Source organism: Streptomyces sp. NPDC048507, from assembly GCF_043199995.1.
Classification (GTDB): Bacteria; Actinomycetota; Actinomycetes; order Streptomycetales; family Streptomycetaceae; genus Streptomyces.
In genome coordinates, this window is record NZ_JBICWZ010000011.1 from 33,271 (window position 1) to 48,528 (window position 15,258).

A 15,258-nucleotide genomic window follows, 5' to 3' on the forward strand; every position below is an offset into this window, starting at 1 on the left:
CCCCGCTTCAGCCGGTGCCCCCGCTCGCCCTGAAGCTCATCAGCAGCATGTCCCGGTGGCCGCGGGCCGCCGGTCCGGCCACGGACACCGGGCTCACGTCGTGGAGGATCCGGGCGTCCTGCGCGTAGAGGCTGTCCAGGGGACGGGTGAAGGTGGTGGCCGCGAGCGGTGGACCGTCCTCGGCCGCGTAGAGGGTGGTGCGGCCGCCCGTGACGTTCGCCCGGCCGACGTGGTGGAGCGCGATGTAGTCGAAGCCGTCGCGGTGGCGTCCCTCGGGCGACGGCTGGCCCCGGGCACCGGCACGCGCGGTGACCCGGATCAGGTGGGCGTCGACCTCCCATGACGGCGGTGCCTGCCCGGCGCACCGGTCGAAGGTCGCGGCGTTGTGGTGGACCAGGGCCCGGAAGAACGGATTGCGGGCTTCGCGCTCCCGGAACGGAGCGAAGTCCCGGACCTTGCCGCCGATCAGCGGGTTCGCCTCGGCGCTCTGGTGGTATCCGGCGCCCCGGAGCCGGACCAGTCCGGTGGGGGCGAGCAGGAACTTGGCGTGCCTGCGGTGGCGGTACGTGCCGCCTGCCGGGAGGTAGCCGTCGGGCGGCAGGTCCTCCCAGGCCGCCCGGAACTCCTCGAAGGCCAGGGCGCAGTCCGGTCCGAGGCGGAAGTCGGTTCCGCGGACGAGCCGGTAGCCCTGGCCGACGAGGGAGTTGACGAGGTCCACCGTCACTTCGACCCCCATCGCGTCTCACGCACCTTCCGGTTCCTGGGGACGCTGGTGGGGCAGGGACGTGCCCTCGAACTCGCCCTGCGAGAAGTACAGGTCGGTGATCGTGGGGTGCCACGCCAGGTGGTCGAGGTGGTAGGTGCGCAGGACCGGGCTGAGCGCGAACATCGAGCCGACGTAGTCCGCCCAGGCCTGGCGGTCGACCTCCGTGATGCCCTCCCGGCGGTGCCAGATCCACTCGAAGACGTCGAGCATGAGCTCGGCGACCGCCTGCGCCCGGTGGTAGTTGGGGTCGTCGCGGGTGAGCGGCTTGCCGTCGTAGAAGTACGGGCGTACGTGCGGGTATTCCACGAACACCATGTTGAGCTGCATGAAGAGGTCGGTCCCCGAGTGGTAGGAGGCCGATTCGTGGCTCTTGGCAGCGGTCAGGTGGCTCTTCGCCGCGGTGTGCTGGGCCAGAACGCTCGCGCCGACCGAGATGACGACAGCGATCAGCGCTATGAAATCGGACGTTTGCATCAGGCCCCCCGTCCTGGTCCGAGGCGTAAGGATGACCACCGCCGGACGGCGATTCAAGGGCGCGCGGAGGGCGCACGGAGAGCGCGCGGAGGAGCGTACGGGGGGCGTCGCGCATCTGCCGGGGCCGCGTCGGGGACCGTTCAGTAGCGCCATCGCGTGGCTTCGACGATCTCCTCAGGTGTTCTGCCCCCGAGGAGCGCCTCCTCTCCGCGCCGGACGGCGAGGACGGCGTCGATGAGGCGGTCCCCCATCGCCCGCCGGAGCAGCGCGGATTCCTCCAGGTGGCCGGTCGAGGCCGCGAGGGTGTCGGGCAGCCGTCGCACGCCCCGGCGTGCGAGCGTGGCGGGCGGCGCGGCGGCCGGGTCGCCCGTGCACTCGGGGGGCAGCCGCAGCCCCGCGTCGACTCCGGCGAGGCCCGCCGCGATGACCGCGCCGACCAGCAGGTAGGGGTTGGCCGCCTGGTCGAAGCACTTGACCTCGGCGTTGGCCGTGCCGGGTGCCGCGTGCCCGCCGGTGACCAGCCGCAGCGCGGCCTCGCGGTTCTCCCGGCCCCAGCACTGGTAGGCGCCCGCCCATTGGGAGGGGACCAGCCGGAGGTAGCTGGCGGGGCTCGGACAGCCGAGGGCCGTCAGGGCGGGAAGGCTGTCGAGCACCCCGGCGAGGAAGGCCTCTCCGTCGGGGGTCATGCCGTACGGGCCGCCGCCGCCCTGGAGCAGGTTGGTGCCGGCCCGCCAGGGGCTGAGGTGGAGGTGGCCTCCGTTGCCCGCGCCGGACGGGGTGGTGAGGGGGGCGAAGGACGGCAGCAGTCCGTGGCGTGCGGAGAGGGCGCGCAGGGTGTGGCGTACGAGGACGGCGGTGTCGGCGGCGTCCACCGGTGACTCGGGTGCGGTGGAGACCTCGTACTGGCCGGTCTCGTACTCGGGGTGGATCTGGAGGAGGTCGATCCGCTGGTCGGCCAGGGCCTGCGCGATGTCGAGGAGGTACGGACCGGAGCCGGCGAGGCGCGCCAGTCCGTACGCGGGGCCGGGACCGCTGCGGCCGGCCGGTGTGGCGCGGGCGCGGGGGTCTTCCTCGACGGTCCACTCGGTTTCGAAGCCCATGCGGAGCCCGATGCCCCGGGCCTGCGCCTCGCGGGTCATGCGCAGGGCGAAGGAGCGCTGGCAGCCCGCGTACGGCGTACCGTCCTGGCCGTAGCGGTCGGCCGGTGCCCAGGCCCAGCCCGGCTGGGCGGCGAGCAGGGTCAGCCGGGTGAGGTCGGGCCGCAGCCGGAGGTCTCCCACGGGACTGTCGAATCCGGGGCCGCCGGCCCGGGAGTCGTCGACGAGGAACGTGTCGAAGACGGGAGCCATGCCCACGCCCCACCGGTTCGCGTGCTCCAGCCGGTGGGCCGGGACGGCCTTGACGCGGCTGATGCCCGCGTTGTCCACCCAGCTCAGTGCCACCACGCGCGGACCCCGGTCACCGTCGGCACTCTCGCTCATGTCCTGCATGGTCGTGCACAACGGGGCGGCGGGGAAGATCGCCTGCCGGGCAGCGGCCCTCCGGCTGCGGCCGAGGGGCGTCGGGAACGGGGCTCCGCCACGGTGGCCGGCGCGCGCCGCAGCTGTCCGCCGGTGGTGAACAGGCGGGGCGGACGGTCGCGTCGGCCCGTACGTTCGAGCCTCATGACGACGATCACGACGATCACGACGCGTACGGTCGCCTACTCCGCCGACGGCCTCACGATGGTCGGGCACCTCGCCCTCCCCGCCGGCGGCGACCGCCGGCCCGCGGTCCTGATCGGGCCCGAGGGGATGGGGCTCAGCGACGTCGAGCGGCGCCGGGCCGACGCCCTGGCCGAGCTGGGTTACGTGGCGCTGGCCTTCGACCTCCACGGCGGCCGCTACCTGCGCGAGCCGCAGGACATGCTCGCCCGCTGCATGCCGCTGCTCGCCGACCCCGACCGGATGCGGGACATCGGCCTCGCGGCGCTCGGCGTACTGCGTGCCGAACCGCGGACCGACCCCGGCCGGATCGCTGCCATCGGCTACGGCACCGGCGGCGCGGTCGCGCTGGAACTCGGGCGCCACGGCGCCGACCTGCGCGCGATCGGGACGGTCAACGCCGTGACCACGGGCCGGCCGGGCGAGGCGGCGCGCATCCGCTGCCCGGTGTGGGCCGGGGTCGGATCGCAGGACCCCATCATGGCGTCCGCCCAGCGGGACGCCTTCGCCGCCGAGATGGAGGCCGCGGGCGTCGACTGGCGGCTGGTCGTCTACGGAGGGGCCCTGCACGCCTTCCACCACCCGCCGGTCGACCACGCGGCGCCGCCCGGCGTCGGCCACCACCCGCGGCACGCGCAACGGGCCTGGCGCGACATCGTCGGCCTGCTCGCCGAATGCCTCCCCCCGCCCCCGGCGCGGTGACCCGCCGACCGCCCAGCGGGGCGGTCCCGGCGCACCGGCGCCACGGCGTCGGCCCTGGGCGGCGGCGAAGTCAGTGCGCGGCGGTGGCCCGTTCCAGCGGTGCGGTGGCGCCGCGCGCCGCCGGATGCCGTCGCAGCGGGTACAGCAGGAACGCGCCGAAGGTGAGGACGAGGAGGCCGAGGGGGATGCCGCCGAGCAGGAGCCGTATGCCCCGGGCGACCTCGCCGGGCCGGCTCGCCGCGCCGGCTTCGTAACCGGTGGCGGAGAGCACGACGGAGGTGATCACGGCCTGGAGGGAGACCGACCAGCGGACGACGAATCCGTTCATGCCGGTGTACATGCCCTCGCGGCGGCGCCCGTGGCGTGCGGCGTCGTCGTCGATGACGTCCGCGAGCAGGACTTCCAGCAGCACCATCATTCCGGCGACCGCCACGCCCACCAGCGCGGACGCGGCCACCGCGCCCGCCAGGGTGGACACGAACAGGAAGGGGACGAGGGCGCCGGCGTGGACGAGCGTCGTGGCGAGGACCGAGGTGCGGGCGCCCCACCGGGCGAGCACCCTGCCCCAGACGAAGACGCCGGGGACGGCTGTGAGGAAGACCGTGCCGAGGAGGTAGGTGTTGGCGATGTCGCCCCCGTGCAGGACGTACGTGCTGAAGAAGGGGATGGCGCCCTGCATGAGCGCGACGACGAGCTGGAGCAGGAAGCTGCCGGTCACGTAGGTCAGGAAGGCCCTGTTGGCGAGAGTGTGCCGCAGCGCCTCGCCGAACGGGGCCCGCCGGGCGTTGGCGGTGGCGGTGGCGTCCGCCCACTCGACGCTGCCGGTCAGGGAGACGGCGAGGGCGCCCAGGGCGATCAGGGAGAAGCACAGTCCCATGGCGGGCCAGCCGAGGTGCTGCTGGACGACGGGCGCGCCGGCGACGCCGACGATCATGCCGGCGATGCCGAAGGCCTGCCGGGCGGGGGCGGCGGCGGCGCGTTGCCCCGTCGTGCGGAACATCTCGGGGAAGAGCGACGCGTAGTTGAGGACGACGCCGACGAACAGCACGTCGTAGATCAGGACGGTGACCAGGAAGTACCAGAAGCGGGCGGTGGCCGTGTCGAACACGGGTATCCAGATCAGTGTCGACACGGCGGCCAGCGGCGCGATGCCGAAGCCGATGTAGGGGGTGCGGCGCCCCCATCGGGTCCGGGTGCGGTCCGAGACGTGTCCGAGGACCGGGTTCAGGACGGCGCCGGCGAGGCCGTGGACCGTCATCGCGACGCCGATCAGCGCGGCGTCCACGCCCAGCCGGTCGACGTAGTAGAACGTCACGTAGGTCGCGAAGAGCTGCCCGAGCAGTTGTACGCCGAGGTTTCCGGCCCCGTAGGCGAGGGGGCGGCGGGCTCGCGTCACGAGCGGCCGCCGGAGGAGGAACCCGGGGTGGCGGGGCGTTCCAGGGGGTTCACGGGGCGCAGACCCGCTCGTAGAGCCGGTCGCGGAGTTCCTCGCGCGCGAGCCCGGCGGCCCCGCGCAGCACGGCGGTGCCGGGGGGCAGCGGGGAGGCCAGCAGGCGCAGGTGAAGGGGCCCGGCGTCGCGGGCGAACTGGTCGCCGACCAGGTCGAGCAGGGCCTGGTTGGCGTGGCCGACGGGCCCTCCCAGCACGACCGCCTGCGGTTCCAGGAGCAGGCAGACGGATGCGATCACCATGCTGAGGCGGCGCGCGTACTCCATGGCGGGCAGCAGCGCCGCCCGCTCCCCGGCCAGGGCGCGGGCGAACAGCTCCGGGGAGGGCGGGCCGTCCGGGGTGGGCAGTACGTGTTCGCCCACGCCGAGTCCGGGCTGCGGCAGGTAGCCGGCCTCGCCCGCGCCGCCGGCCGCGCCCCGGTGCAGGCGTCCGCCGAGGACCAGGCCGGCGCCGAGGCCGCTGCCGAGCCGGAGCAGCACGAAGTCGTCCAGGCCCTGTCCGGCGCCGTGCCGCTGTTCGGCGAGGGCGGCCAGGTTGGCGTCGTTCTCCAGGACGAAGGGGACGGGCAGGCGTGCGGTGAGTTCGGCGATCAGGGCGGCCGGATCGTCGCCCAGCGCGCGGCCGTGGCGGATCGTCCGCCGGTCCGTGGCGACGAGGGCGGGGACGCCGAGGACGGCGTGGCCGAGGCGGTTCCGGTCGGCGCCGCAGGCGTCGAGCGCCCGCTCGGCGAGGTCGGTGAGGGCGGTGGCGAGTTCCGCCGCGGAGCAGTCGCCGGCGGGGCGGGGCGCCGCGGTGTCGCCGTGTTCCTTGCCGGTCGCGGAGACGACGACGGCCCGCAGGGTGGTGTGGCCGATCTGGAGGCCGAGGGCGTATCCGAGCCCCGGGTCGATCGCGTAGAGCTGGGCGTTGGGGCCGCGGCTGCCGTCCCTGACCGTCTGTTCGTGTTCCCGTACGGCCCCGCGCCCGCGCAGCACGTCGAGCGCCTGGGCGATCGTGGGGCGCGAGAGGCCGGTGGCCGCGGCCAGGGCGGCCCGGCTCTGCGGGGCGTCGACGGCATCGAGCGTGTCGAGCACGGCCCGGGTGTTGAGGGTCCGCAGCAGTTGCTGGGGGCCGGCAAGGAACTCCTGCGCCATGGCGGTGCGGCGTCTCCTCCGAGAAGGCCGGTGCGTCGGGAGGGCCGGCCGAACAACGTGCAAGAACGATGCACGTTTCCGTGCGACACCGTTATATGCCCGACCGGGCCCGTCAATCAAGTGCTCACGGCTGCCAGCTCGCATGCGCTCCCGCACCCCCTGAGGGCCCTTCTGTGCCGGTATGCATGGTGCCCGCGAGGAGACAGGCGGTGCCTGCTCGCAGAAACACGAAGGTCTGCACCAAGTTTCTTCGGCGGGCGCGAGGGTGTCGCCGGGGGGTCGGCTGATCTCAAATCCCCTGGTGAAAGCGGTAGTTGATGAACCACGCCCGATCACACGGGAAAGTGACCTACGTCACTAGTTAAGGATCGTTTAATGATCAACGTCGTGACTATCCGTATTTTCCAGATTTTGTGCGCAGTTGACGGCCACCTTGAGCGTCGATCAAAGTCACCTCGGCTTCAGCCCCACGCCCCACCACCGGTTCGCCACCCCACCCGCAGCCCCTCCATGTCTGGAGCATCTGAATGCGTAACAGGACTGCCCTGACCGCAGTCACATCCAGCACCCCCGAACCGGCCTCACCTCCCGCGCCGGACGGCCTCGTCTTCGGGAAGATCGCCCGGCCCGACGGCAACGGTCCGGGCGCACGTGCCCAGGACGTCGGTCTCTTCGACACCACCCCGCCCCCGCCGCGGATCCCCGCGGAGGCGGCCGGGCACGAACGCCACGGGGCGCGCCGCGCCCCTCTCGTCCGCGAGGCACCGCGGTCGGGGGCCGCGAAGGCGCCCGAGGACAAAGGGTGGTTCGACGTGTCGCTGCCGATGCTGCTCTCGGGCGCGCTGGCCGCGGGGATCGTCCTGGCGGTCGGCCTCACCCTGGGGACGGGGCAGCCTCCCGACAACCTGACGCTGGAGATGCCCGAGCTCCCCCCTTCGCCCGGTGCCACCCCGGACACCGCGCGGCCGGCCGTCCCCGCCGCCTCCACCTCCACCTCCCCTTCCACCGCTGCCTCACCGACGACGGTGGCGGCCGCCCCGACGCAACCGCCCGCACCCTCCAGCCCCCGCCCGGCACCGAGCTCCGCACCCCCCACCGCGCAGCGGGCGAATCCCTCACCGGCCCGCAGCTCCCCGCCGCCCGGGCGGCCGGAGGCGGACCTCCTGCGCGTCGGCAGCGTGGGCTACGAGGTGGCGGACCTCCAGCGCCGCCTCCAGCAGCTCCACCTGTACCTCGGATCGGCCGACGGGGCGTTCACCACGGCCGTCAAGGAGGCCGTGAGCCGCTACCAGACGGCCCGCGCCATCCCGGAGGAGCGGGGCGCGTACGGCCCTTTGACCCGAGCGGTCCTGCGCGCCGAGACCAACCGGAACAACCGCGACGGCCGCGACGACGACTGGCGTCGGGGCGGCCAGTACTACTGACCCGCCGGGCCTCCGCTGCCCGGTCGGTCCCCTCCCTCTCCCCTCCCCCACCATCACCCTCACCACAGAACGGCACAGTCATGCCCCTGACGACCACCACCACACGTACGTCCGCACGCGTGCGCGGCGCCGTGGCGCTCGGCCTCGTCCTCGGCCTCGCGGCCCCGTGCACCGCCTTCGCCGCGCCCCTCACGCCCCGCACTCCCGCGGCCGGACAGTCCCCGTCGTGCCCGGCTCCGGGCAAGGAGCCCGGGATCGGCCCGAACCCGCTCTTCACCGACTCCAACGTCGCCCTGTACGCGGGCGGCGACTACACCGCGGACGGCGGAACCGCCGAAGCGGAGGGCCTCGTGGTCGTCCGGGGGAACGCCACCTTCGCCAAGACGGCCGGAGGCGTGTTCAACATCGGCCGGGTCGGGGCGGGATCGGGGATCCTGCCCGCGTCGGGTTCCGTGATGCTGGCGGTCGGCGGCAACCTGGCGATCGCCAAGGGAACCACCGTCGACGTGGGCCACGGCCTGACGGCGGGCCCCCGCTACGGCGGCTCCGTCCAAGTGGGCGGGGCCATCGACGCGAAGGGCCCGCTGGAGACGAACGGCGGGTCGCGTTCCGCCGGCGCCGGGGCCCGCGCGGCCCTGAGCCCCTACGACACGTTCGCGGACACGATCCGCGACGAGTCGGCTGCGCTCGCCGCGCTGGGGCCCACCGGCAAGACCGTCCGCTCGGGCCAGACCGTCACCTTCACGGGCGGCGCGGACACGGCGGGCCCGCAGGTCTTCGAGATCCCGGCGAAGGAACTCGACGGCGCTTCGACCTTCCTGTTCACGGCGATTTTCGAGAAGGACTCCGTCGTGGTCAACGTGACGGGCGGCCAGGCGGTCGGCATCGCCCCCCTGTCCGCCGGGTTCAACGGGGACCGCGTCGACGTCTACGGCTCCGCGCGCTTCGGCGAGGCCGCGTCGCGGACCCTCTTCAACTTCCGGGACTCCGTCGCGGTCAACCTCAGCGGCGGAGGGAATTTCATGGGCTCGGTCCTCGCGCCCAAGGCGACCGCCGACATCACCGCCAGCACCAACGGCCGCCTCTACATCGGCGGCAACCTGCGCACCCACGGCTCCGGCAACGAGTCCCACAACTACCCCTGGCGGGACAGCAGCGTCTTCGGCTGCACCCCCACCCCGCCCAAGCCCGGACCCGGCACGCCCACCACGCCCGCACCCCAGCCCCCCACCTCCACCCCCACCGCGCCGTCCCCCGGCCCGACCAAGCCCGGTCCCTCCGGCACCCGCCCGGGCACCCACCCGACCCCGACCGGCAGCCGTCCCGCCGGACCGGCCACCCCCGCCCCCAGCCCCACCCCGTCCCCCGGCGGACCCCACGGATCGCTGGCCACCACCGGCGCCGAGGTCACCGTCTACATCCTGCTCGCCGTGGTGCTCGCCGCGATAGGCGTCGCCGCCGTGGTGGTCAGCCGCCGCAAGCGCGGCTGACCCGGCCGCCCCACAAGCCGCGGCGGCGTCCCACTCCCCTCCACGGGACGCCGCCGCACCCCACAGGCGGCCGCGCGCCTGCACGTCACCGCACCGGCGATGAGCCGCTCCCTGGGCCGCATCCGCAAGGCCACCGGGGACCAGATCCTCGTCCGGACCGGCCGCAGCATGGTCCCCACCACCCGCGCGCTGGCCATGCGCGCCCAGGTCCACGCCCTCGTGCAGCAGGCCCACCAGCTCATGTCGGCGCAGCGGGAACTCGACCTGGCGGCCCTCGACCTGGCGGCCCTGGACCGGGTGTTCACCGTCTGCTGGCACGACGCCCTGACCGCCGCCTGCGGGACCGCCCTGATCAGCGCCGTCCACCACCGGGCGCCCGGCGTCCGGCTGCGCCTGGCCACCGACACCGTCCGGGCGCTGTTCGCGGCTCCGGTCGTCGCCGCACACGAAGACGGCGGCGACCCGGGGGCGTACGCCGGGCCGGGGCGGGCAGGCGCAGACGGCGGATCCAGCGCCGAGCCCGGCGGGAGGCGGACATGAGCGACGGCAAGGAACTCGGACGCGGTGACGAGGTCACGTGGCGGAGCCACGGGAAGACCGTACGGGGCGAGGTGAAGAAGAAGATCACCGGGCGCACCCGGGCCGCGGGCCGCGTGGTGGCGGCTTCGCCGGAGGAACCGCAGTTCGCGGTGGAGAGCAGCGCGACGGGGCGGTCGGCCGTGCACAAGGCGGCCGCGCTCAAGAAGGGATCGCGGGGCGGACGCTAGCGGCCACGGCCACGGCCACGGCCACGGGGAGAGTGCGGATGCGGACGGGCGAGAAGACCAGGGCCCGGCTGGAGCAGCTGGCCGGAAAGTTGGTGCGCAAGGCGGCTCCTCTCATGGGAGAGAAACTCATGGCCGCCAAGGGCGCCTCGATGGAGATCCGGGGCAGGGCCCGTCGGATGAGGGCGACCGCCAGGGCCAGGCGCCACTGACCCTCGCGTCCCCGCCGTACGGGTCGGCCTAGGCACCCGGGCCGGCGGGTCCGCGGATCTCGAAGAGGACGTGGGCGCCCGTCATCTCCAGCAGCCGGCTCAGCTGGCCCGGCAGCGGGCCCGCCAGCTCCATGCGGCGGGAGTTGCGCAGCCGGATCAGGAGGTTCAGGAAGGCCGAATCGGCGAAGGACACCTTCGCGACGTCGATGACCAGGAGGGTGGCCGCGGCCGCTTCCCCTTCACAGGCCGTCCGCAGCACGCCCACCGTGTCGAAGTCGAACTCCCCGGAGCAGTCGACGACGTACGCGCCGTCCTCCTGCGGCCGCACCGTCACCCGCGCCGGCGCCCCGTCCTGCGGCCTTCCTCCTCCGGTCACCGCCGGCCACCCCGGTTTCCGGGGCGGTGCGGGTGCGCGGCGCAGGGCGGGTGTCCGCCGACGGGGACGTCGCCGGCGGACCCGTCGGGGTCGGTGTGGCTCTCGCGGGAGGGAGACATCCTCGCCCCGCCGGTATCCCGCTGCACGGTGGCCATCACTCCTTCGCTGCTGTGCGCTCGCGGCGCGTACGCCCGGGGGCGCCTTCGGTCCCCGGCTACGTACCTCTCTGCCCAGCAACGCCGCTCACCAGCCGAATGATCGCGCAGGACGGCACAGTCTTCGTTTGGTGGACGTCGGTTTCGTTCCGCGCGCCCGGGCGCGGCCGCGGTCAGCGTCCGGCGGCCGGCCGGACGCCGATGACCGCGGCGACGGGGGGCTCCGCGGGGCGCGGAGCCCCCGGGGCCGCCCGGAACTCCAGCGACGGGCCGCGGACGGGATCGGCGGCCGCGCCGGGTGCGTACGTACGCGTACCCGCCCGTGCGGCACCGGAGCGATCTTCCAGGGTGCGGTGGGGCGGTACTCCGTACGCGTCGCGGTAGGCGGCGGCGAAGCGGCCGGTGTGCGCGAAACCCCAGCGGGCCGCGATCACGCTGACCGTGGAGGCGGCGGCGTCGGCGCGCTTGAGGTCCTCGTGGGCGTGCGCCATGCGGACCCGGCGCAGGTAGCCGAGGGGGGTGGTGCCACCGTGGCGGCGGAAGGCGTACTGCACCGCGCGGGGGGTGACCGGGATGGAGGCGGCGATGTCCGCGAGGCCGATGTCCCGGTGGGCGTTGTCCTCGATGAAGGCCATGGCCCGGCGCAGGGTGTCGCTGGTGGCGTCCCGGCCGTCCGCGGGGGCCGGGCGGTCCGCGCCGGTGGTGTGCGGCAGCGAGCTGAGCACGCAGGCGGCCAGCAGGCGCCCGCCGGCCGCCTCCAGCAGGGGAGAGCGCTCCCGGTCCGGGTGCGGCAGGACGGCGCTGCTGAGGTACCGCAGCGTGTCGGCGATCCGGCGGCCCTCCGGGGCCGCGGCCGCGCGGCCGGTGAAGCGGATCGCCGCCCGCGCGCCGTCCGCCCGCCGATCGGCGGTGAGTCCGGCCGTCGTGGCCAGCAGCTCCCGGTCCAGCATCGCGGCGGTGTAGCGGGCGCCGGCGACGGTCCCGGCGAACGGCAGGTTCCCGGCGGTGTGGAGGAAGACGGACCCCGGTCCGAAGGCCTGTGGCTCCTCCCCCGGTTCGCCGACGGTGATGACCCCCTGCCGGACGGCGATCACGCAGACCGCGCCCATCGGTTCCGCGTCGAACGAGAGCTCGAAGCCGACCCGCAGGTCGTCGACGCTGAATCCGGGCGCGAGGCGCCGCACGACCTCCGTGGGCGTGCCGCGGTCGGCCACGGCCAGACCCCCGATCCGCGCACCGGCGTAAGCGGCGGAAAAGAACGCTTCCGCTTCCTCCAGCGAGGTACTGCGGAACACCCCCGGCCCTACCACCACGCCACCTTCCGCTTTCCGCGTCCGCCCCCATCCCGGCGCTGCCGTCCGCGCGCGGCGGCCTCCGCAACCCGCTCACCTTACGCCCCGTCGGCGGGAAACGATGCCGCCGCGGCGCGGTCCGCGCCGGGGGCCCGTTCACCCGTTCGGCCCCGTACCGGGGGAGGGCGGGGGCCGGTGGCCACAGGCTGGTCGGGAGTGCGCGCGACGGGCGGGCCCGGACGGGAGGACACGGCCGATGAGCTGGCACATGCCCGTGACCAAGGGGAGGGTCACCGCGACGTACCGGCAGCCGGGGGGCTGGGCGGCCGGCTTCCACACCGGCGTCGACTTCGGGTGTCCCGCGGGCACGCCGGTTTCGGCGGTCGGCCCGGGCACGGTCGTCGTGGCGGCGGACCAGGGCGCGTACGGGAACTGCGTGATCCTGCGGATGGACGACGGCCGCTTCACGCTCTACGCGCACCTCAGCCGGATCGACGTCACGGCGGGAGTGGCCGTCGGCGGCGGGCAGCGCCTCGGGCTGTCCGGCGCGACGGGCAACGTGACCGGGCCCCACCTGCACTTCGAGGCGCGTACGGCCAACAGCTACGACGGCCACACCGATCCCCTCGCCTACCTGGCGGGCAAGGGCGTCGCGAAGGCCGGGGCCAAGAAGAGCACGGCCCGCACGCCCGCGGCGAAGAAGGCGACGGCGCGCACCCCGGCGGCCGCGGCCGGCGCCGCGTACACCGTGAAGGCCGGCGACACGCTCTCCGGGATCGCGCTGGCGCGGCTCGGCAGCGCCGGCCGGTACCCGGAGATCGCCCGGCTCAACGGCATCACCGACCCCGACCGCATCCGGGCCGGACAGCGGCTGAAGCTTCCGCCCCGGTAGGGCCGCGGCCGTGGGCGTCAGGTCAGGAAGCGCTCCACCGCGGTGCGGGCGCGGGCGTTCGTGGCGGCGGCGCGGGTGAGGGCCCCGGCCAGGTCGCGGAGCCAGGCGTCCAGGTCCACCGGACGCCGGGACAGGACGACACCGCGCACCTCGTGGCAGATCTCCGCCGTCGTGCGGCCCTCCTGCGTACCCAGCGAGAAGCGCAGGTCGCCCAGCAGGACGGTCACCTCGGCGACCGCTCCCGGGCGGCCGGCCAGCCGGTGCCCGAGGGAGCGCCGGCGCTCGACCCGTACGGAACCGGGCGGCAGCGAGTCCGCCAGCTTCGCCGTCAGCACCGCCCCGTAGAGCTCCAGGTCGGCGCTGTCGCGGCGGAGCGCCGCCGCGAGCATCTCGACGTCCGCGTCAGCCATCGAGACCCAGTACCAGGGCGGGCCGTTCGATCACGTGGTCGTCGCGCAGCGGCCGTACCGCCGTGCCGACCGCGAAGAACTCCGTGGTGTGACCGCCCCAGCTGTGCGTGTCCTGGCGCAGCTCGACCGCGACGATGCCCTCTGCCTCCAGGGCCTCCCCTTCCGCCTTCATCCGGGCCATGGCCAGTGCGCGCGCGTCGTAGAGGGCCTGGGTGTAGAGCTCGACCTCGACGTTGCGGCCGGCGTTGGCCAGCGACTGCGCGATGCGCTGGTGGGCCACGTGGTAGACGCACGAGCCCATGACGAGGTCCACGGGGGCGTACCCGGCGCGGACCAGGGTCCAGAAGTCCTGGCCGGAGAGGTTGGAGGTGAAGGGAAGGCCCTTGTTGTTGAGCCAGGTCCCGGCGGGCCCGGGGTCCGCGCCGGCCGCCTTGACCGCCGTGCCGACGGCGATGAACTCGGCGACGTCCGAACCGAATTCCCGGAACTCGATGTCCAGCCGCACCCCGACGACCCCGTCCGCGCCCAGCGCGCTCGCCTCGGCCTCCATCCGGCCCATGGCGAGCTCGCGCGCGTGGTACATGGCCTGCGACAGCTTGGTCAGTTCCTGGTTCTTCGTCCAGCGGCCGAGCTGGATGCCGACGTGGTAGACGGAGGAGCCGAGGACGAGGCCCAGCGGGCGGAACCCGGCTTCGCGTACGAGCAGGAACTCGTTGACCGTGAGGTCCGAGGTGAAGAAGGCGCCCGGTTCGGCGCCGGACGGGGGCCGCGCGAGCCGCCGCATCGCGTCCTGCGCGGCGCCGGCGGCGCTGGCGGCGGCGGCCGGGTCCAGGCCCGTTCGGTCGGTCATGTCAGTGCTCCCGATCCAGTCTCATGAAGGTCAGCGGTGCGGACCCGGCGGGCCGTACGGAGCGGCCGAACCGGGCGACGGCGGTGCCGACGAACGCCGCCTCCACGCTGAAGTCGTGCGCGTAGCCGTTGCCGAAGAGGCCGACGCACTCGCCCTCGTCCACGGTCAGGTCGATCCGGTCGACCACGACCCCCTCGCCGCCCGACGCGGCCGCGTCCCGGGCCAGCCGGGTGCGGGCTTCCTGCCGGGCACGGCTGACCAGCAGGGTGTAACCCTCGACCTCCCCGTTCGGGGCGGTCCAGCGGGTCCTGCGGGTGGTGCGCCAGTCGTCGTGCCGGCCGTGGACGGCGATGCCGAAGGCGAGTCCGGTGGGCACCCAGCCGGAGTGGATCAGCCGGGCGAAGTCCTGGCCGCCGAGGTGGGAGGTGAAGGGCTGGTGGGGCCGGATCCGCGAACGGGCGCGGACGGCGGTGCCCCGTACGGTGTACGACACTCCCCCGGGCGGCGGCTCGCCGACCTCCAGGCTCACCCCGACGATCCCGTCGCCGCCGAGCGCACGGCACTGCTCCACCGCACGCCTCAGCGCCTGCTTCCGGGCGGCGTACAGCTCCTGCATCAGGCGCGCGTAGGAGGGGGTCCAGCTGGAGGTCTTCGGGTATCCGGCGGCGGACGGCCCCGGCCACGCGCCCGGGCAGCCCCAGAGGCCGCTGTTGCCGATGCTGTTGACGGTGACGCCCCACACGCTCCCGAGCGGGTCGAATCCGGCCGAGGTGACGGCGGCCAGCTCCGGAGCCGACAGCAACGCGTCCCAGGTACGGTCACCGTCCGCCGTCGCGCCGTCGGCGCGCGGGTGCGTCATAGGCCCCCCAGCCCTCGTCTTCCCCCGGCGCCCGCCTTCCGGTCGCCCGGCATCCGGATCGCCGGACGCCCCACGCGGACGAAGAACGCCACCGGGCAGCCTATATGACTGGCGGTCAGCGACGTCGGGGGGAGAGGACACGGGGCTCTGGGTCGGCGTCCGTCCAGTCCCGGACCACCGCACGCGCACAGGCCCTGCGGGAGCAGCGGGAACGGCCCGGGGCGTCCAGCGCACCCTCCGGGTCCGAAGCGACGACGTGTGACGGTGTGGTCCGCCCGGCACGTCGTGCGCCGTCGCGGGGGCAGGC

14 protein-coding genes and 2 pseudogenes are annotated in these 15,258 nt (G+C 74.5%); 6 read left to right on the forward strand and 10 right to left on the reverse strand.

Going from position 1 to position 15,258, the window contains the following annotated elements; all coding sequences use genetic code 11:
- Positions 1 to 7: 7 nt before the first annotated feature.
- The 3 genes from ACGFXC_RS26600 to ACGFXC_RS26610 all read right to left on the reverse strand — a co-directional run bounded on the left by ACGFXC_RS26600 (position 8) and on the right by ACGFXC_RS26610 (position 2,730).
- Entirely contained in the window at positions 8 to 736 is a 729-nt protein-coding gene (locus tag ACGFXC_RS26600) for a 2OG-Fe dioxygenase family protein (RefSeq protein ID WP_393716818.1), read from the reverse strand.
- Positions 737 to 742: 6 nt separating this feature from the next.
- On the reverse strand, positions 743 to 1,240 hold the full coding sequence (locus tag ACGFXC_RS26605; protein ID WP_393716820.1) for a hypothetical protein: 498 nt from the start codon (positions 1,238 to 1,240) through the stop codon (positions 743 to 745).
- A 140-nt stretch (positions 1,241 to 1,380) separates the two neighbouring features.
- On the reverse strand, positions 1,381 to 2,730 hold the full coding sequence (locus ACGFXC_RS26610) for a glutamine synthetase (protein ID WP_393716822.1): 1,350 nt from the start codon (positions 2,728 to 2,730) through the stop codon (positions 1,381 to 1,383).
- A gap of 183 nt (positions 2,731 to 2,913) precedes the next feature.
- Between ACGFXC_RS26610 and ACGFXC_RS26615 the strand changes: the two genes are divergently transcribed.
- Positions 2,914 to 3,645 carry a dienelactone hydrolase family protein gene (locus ACGFXC_RS26615; RefSeq protein WP_393717182.1) on the forward strand — a complete coding sequence of 244 codons (732 nt, stop codon included), beginning with the start codon at positions 2,914 to 2,916 and terminating at the stop codon, positions 3,643 to 3,645.
- A gap of 70 nt (positions 3,646 to 3,715) precedes the next feature.
- Here the strand turns inward: ACGFXC_RS26615 and ACGFXC_RS26620 are convergent.
- Positions 3,716 to 5,056, reverse strand: a pseudogene (locus ACGFXC_RS26620) (MFS transporter); the annotation flags it as partial.
- 34 nt (positions 5,057 to 5,090) lie between these two features.
- The gene (locus ACGFXC_RS26625) at positions 5,091 to 6,227 is read right to left on the reverse strand and encodes an ROK family protein (RefSeq protein WP_393716824.1); all 1,137 of its coding nucleotides are present in this window, start codon (positions 6,225 to 6,227) and stop codon (positions 5,091 to 5,093) included.
- A 527-nt stretch (positions 6,228 to 6,754) separates the two neighbouring features.
- On the opposite strand from ACGFXC_RS26625, the gene ACGFXC_RS26630 reads away from it, so the two are divergent.
- The 4 genes and pseudogenes from ACGFXC_RS26630 (at position 6,755) to ACGFXC_RS26645 (ending at position 9,908) form a co-directional block, all read left to right on the forward strand.
- Positions 6,755 to 7,651, forward strand: a complete 897-nt coding sequence (locus ACGFXC_RS26630; protein WP_393716826.1) for a peptidoglycan-binding protein — start codon at positions 6,755 to 6,757, stop codon at positions 7,649 to 7,651.
- A gap of 80 nt (positions 7,652 to 7,731) precedes the next feature.
- Positions 7,732 to 9,141 (forward strand): choice-of-anchor A family protein, encoded by a 1,410-nt coding sequence (locus ACGFXC_RS26635; protein ID WP_393716828.1) that lies wholly within the window; start codon positions 7,732 to 7,734, stop codon positions 9,139 to 9,141.
- A gap of 66 nt (positions 9,142 to 9,207) precedes the next feature.
- Positions 9,208 to 9,546 (forward strand): annotated as a pseudogene (locus ACGFXC_RS26640) (LysR family transcriptional regulator); the annotation flags it as partial.
- 131 nt (positions 9,547 to 9,677) lie between these two features.
- Positions 9,678 to 9,908 carry a DUF2945 domain-containing protein gene (locus ACGFXC_RS26645; protein ID WP_393716830.1) on the forward strand — a complete coding sequence of 77 codons (231 nt, stop codon included), beginning with the start codon at positions 9,678 to 9,680 and terminating at the stop codon, positions 9,906 to 9,908.
- A 237-nt stretch (positions 9,909 to 10,145) separates the two neighbouring features.
- Here ACGFXC_RS26645 and ACGFXC_RS26650 read toward each other — a convergent pair whose 3' ends face one another.
- Entirely contained in the window at positions 10,146 to 10,493 is a 348-nt protein-coding gene (locus ACGFXC_RS26650; RefSeq protein ID WP_393716832.1) for an STAS domain-containing protein, read from the reverse strand.
- Between the two features lie 328 nt (positions 10,494 to 10,821).
- Positions 10,822 to 11,943, reverse strand: coding sequence for a helix-turn-helix transcriptional regulator (locus ACGFXC_RS26655; protein ID WP_393716834.1), 1,122 nt, complete (start codon positions 11,941 to 11,943; stop codon positions 10,822 to 10,824).
- Between the two features lie 253 nt (positions 11,944 to 12,196).
- Here ACGFXC_RS26655 and ACGFXC_RS26660 point away from each other — a divergent pair, with 253 nt between their 5' ends.
- Positions 12,197 to 12,832: a peptidoglycan DD-metalloendopeptidase family protein gene (locus ACGFXC_RS26660; protein WP_393716836.1), complete on the forward strand. Its 636-nt coding sequence runs from the start codon at positions 12,197 to 12,199 to the stop codon at positions 12,830 to 12,832.
- 17 nt (positions 12,833 to 12,849) lie between these two features.
- Here the strand turns inward: ACGFXC_RS26660 and ACGFXC_RS26665 are convergent, their stop codons facing one another.
- The 3 genes from ACGFXC_RS26665 to ACGFXC_RS26675 are packed head-to-tail and all read right to left on the reverse strand — an operon-like array spanning position 12,850 to position 14,951.
- Complete coding sequence (locus tag ACGFXC_RS26665; protein WP_393716838.1) at positions 12,850 to 13,242, reverse strand: hypothetical protein; 393 nt, start codon at positions 13,240 to 13,242, stop codon at positions 12,850 to 12,852.
- Positions 13,235 to 14,092: a heavy metal-binding domain-containing protein gene (locus ACGFXC_RS26670; RefSeq protein WP_393716840.1), complete on the reverse strand. Its 858-nt coding sequence runs from the start codon at positions 14,090 to 14,092 to the stop codon at positions 13,235 to 13,237. Before ACGFXC_RS26670 ends, ACGFXC_RS26665 begins: the two co-directional genes overlap by 8 nt.
- A gap of 1 nt (position 14,093) precedes the next feature.
- Positions 14,094 to 14,951, reverse strand: a complete 858-nt coding sequence (locus ACGFXC_RS26675) for a heavy metal-binding domain-containing protein (RefSeq protein WP_393716841.1) — start codon at positions 14,949 to 14,951, stop codon at positions 14,094 to 14,096.
- Positions 14,952 to 15,258: the final 307 nt, after the last annotated feature.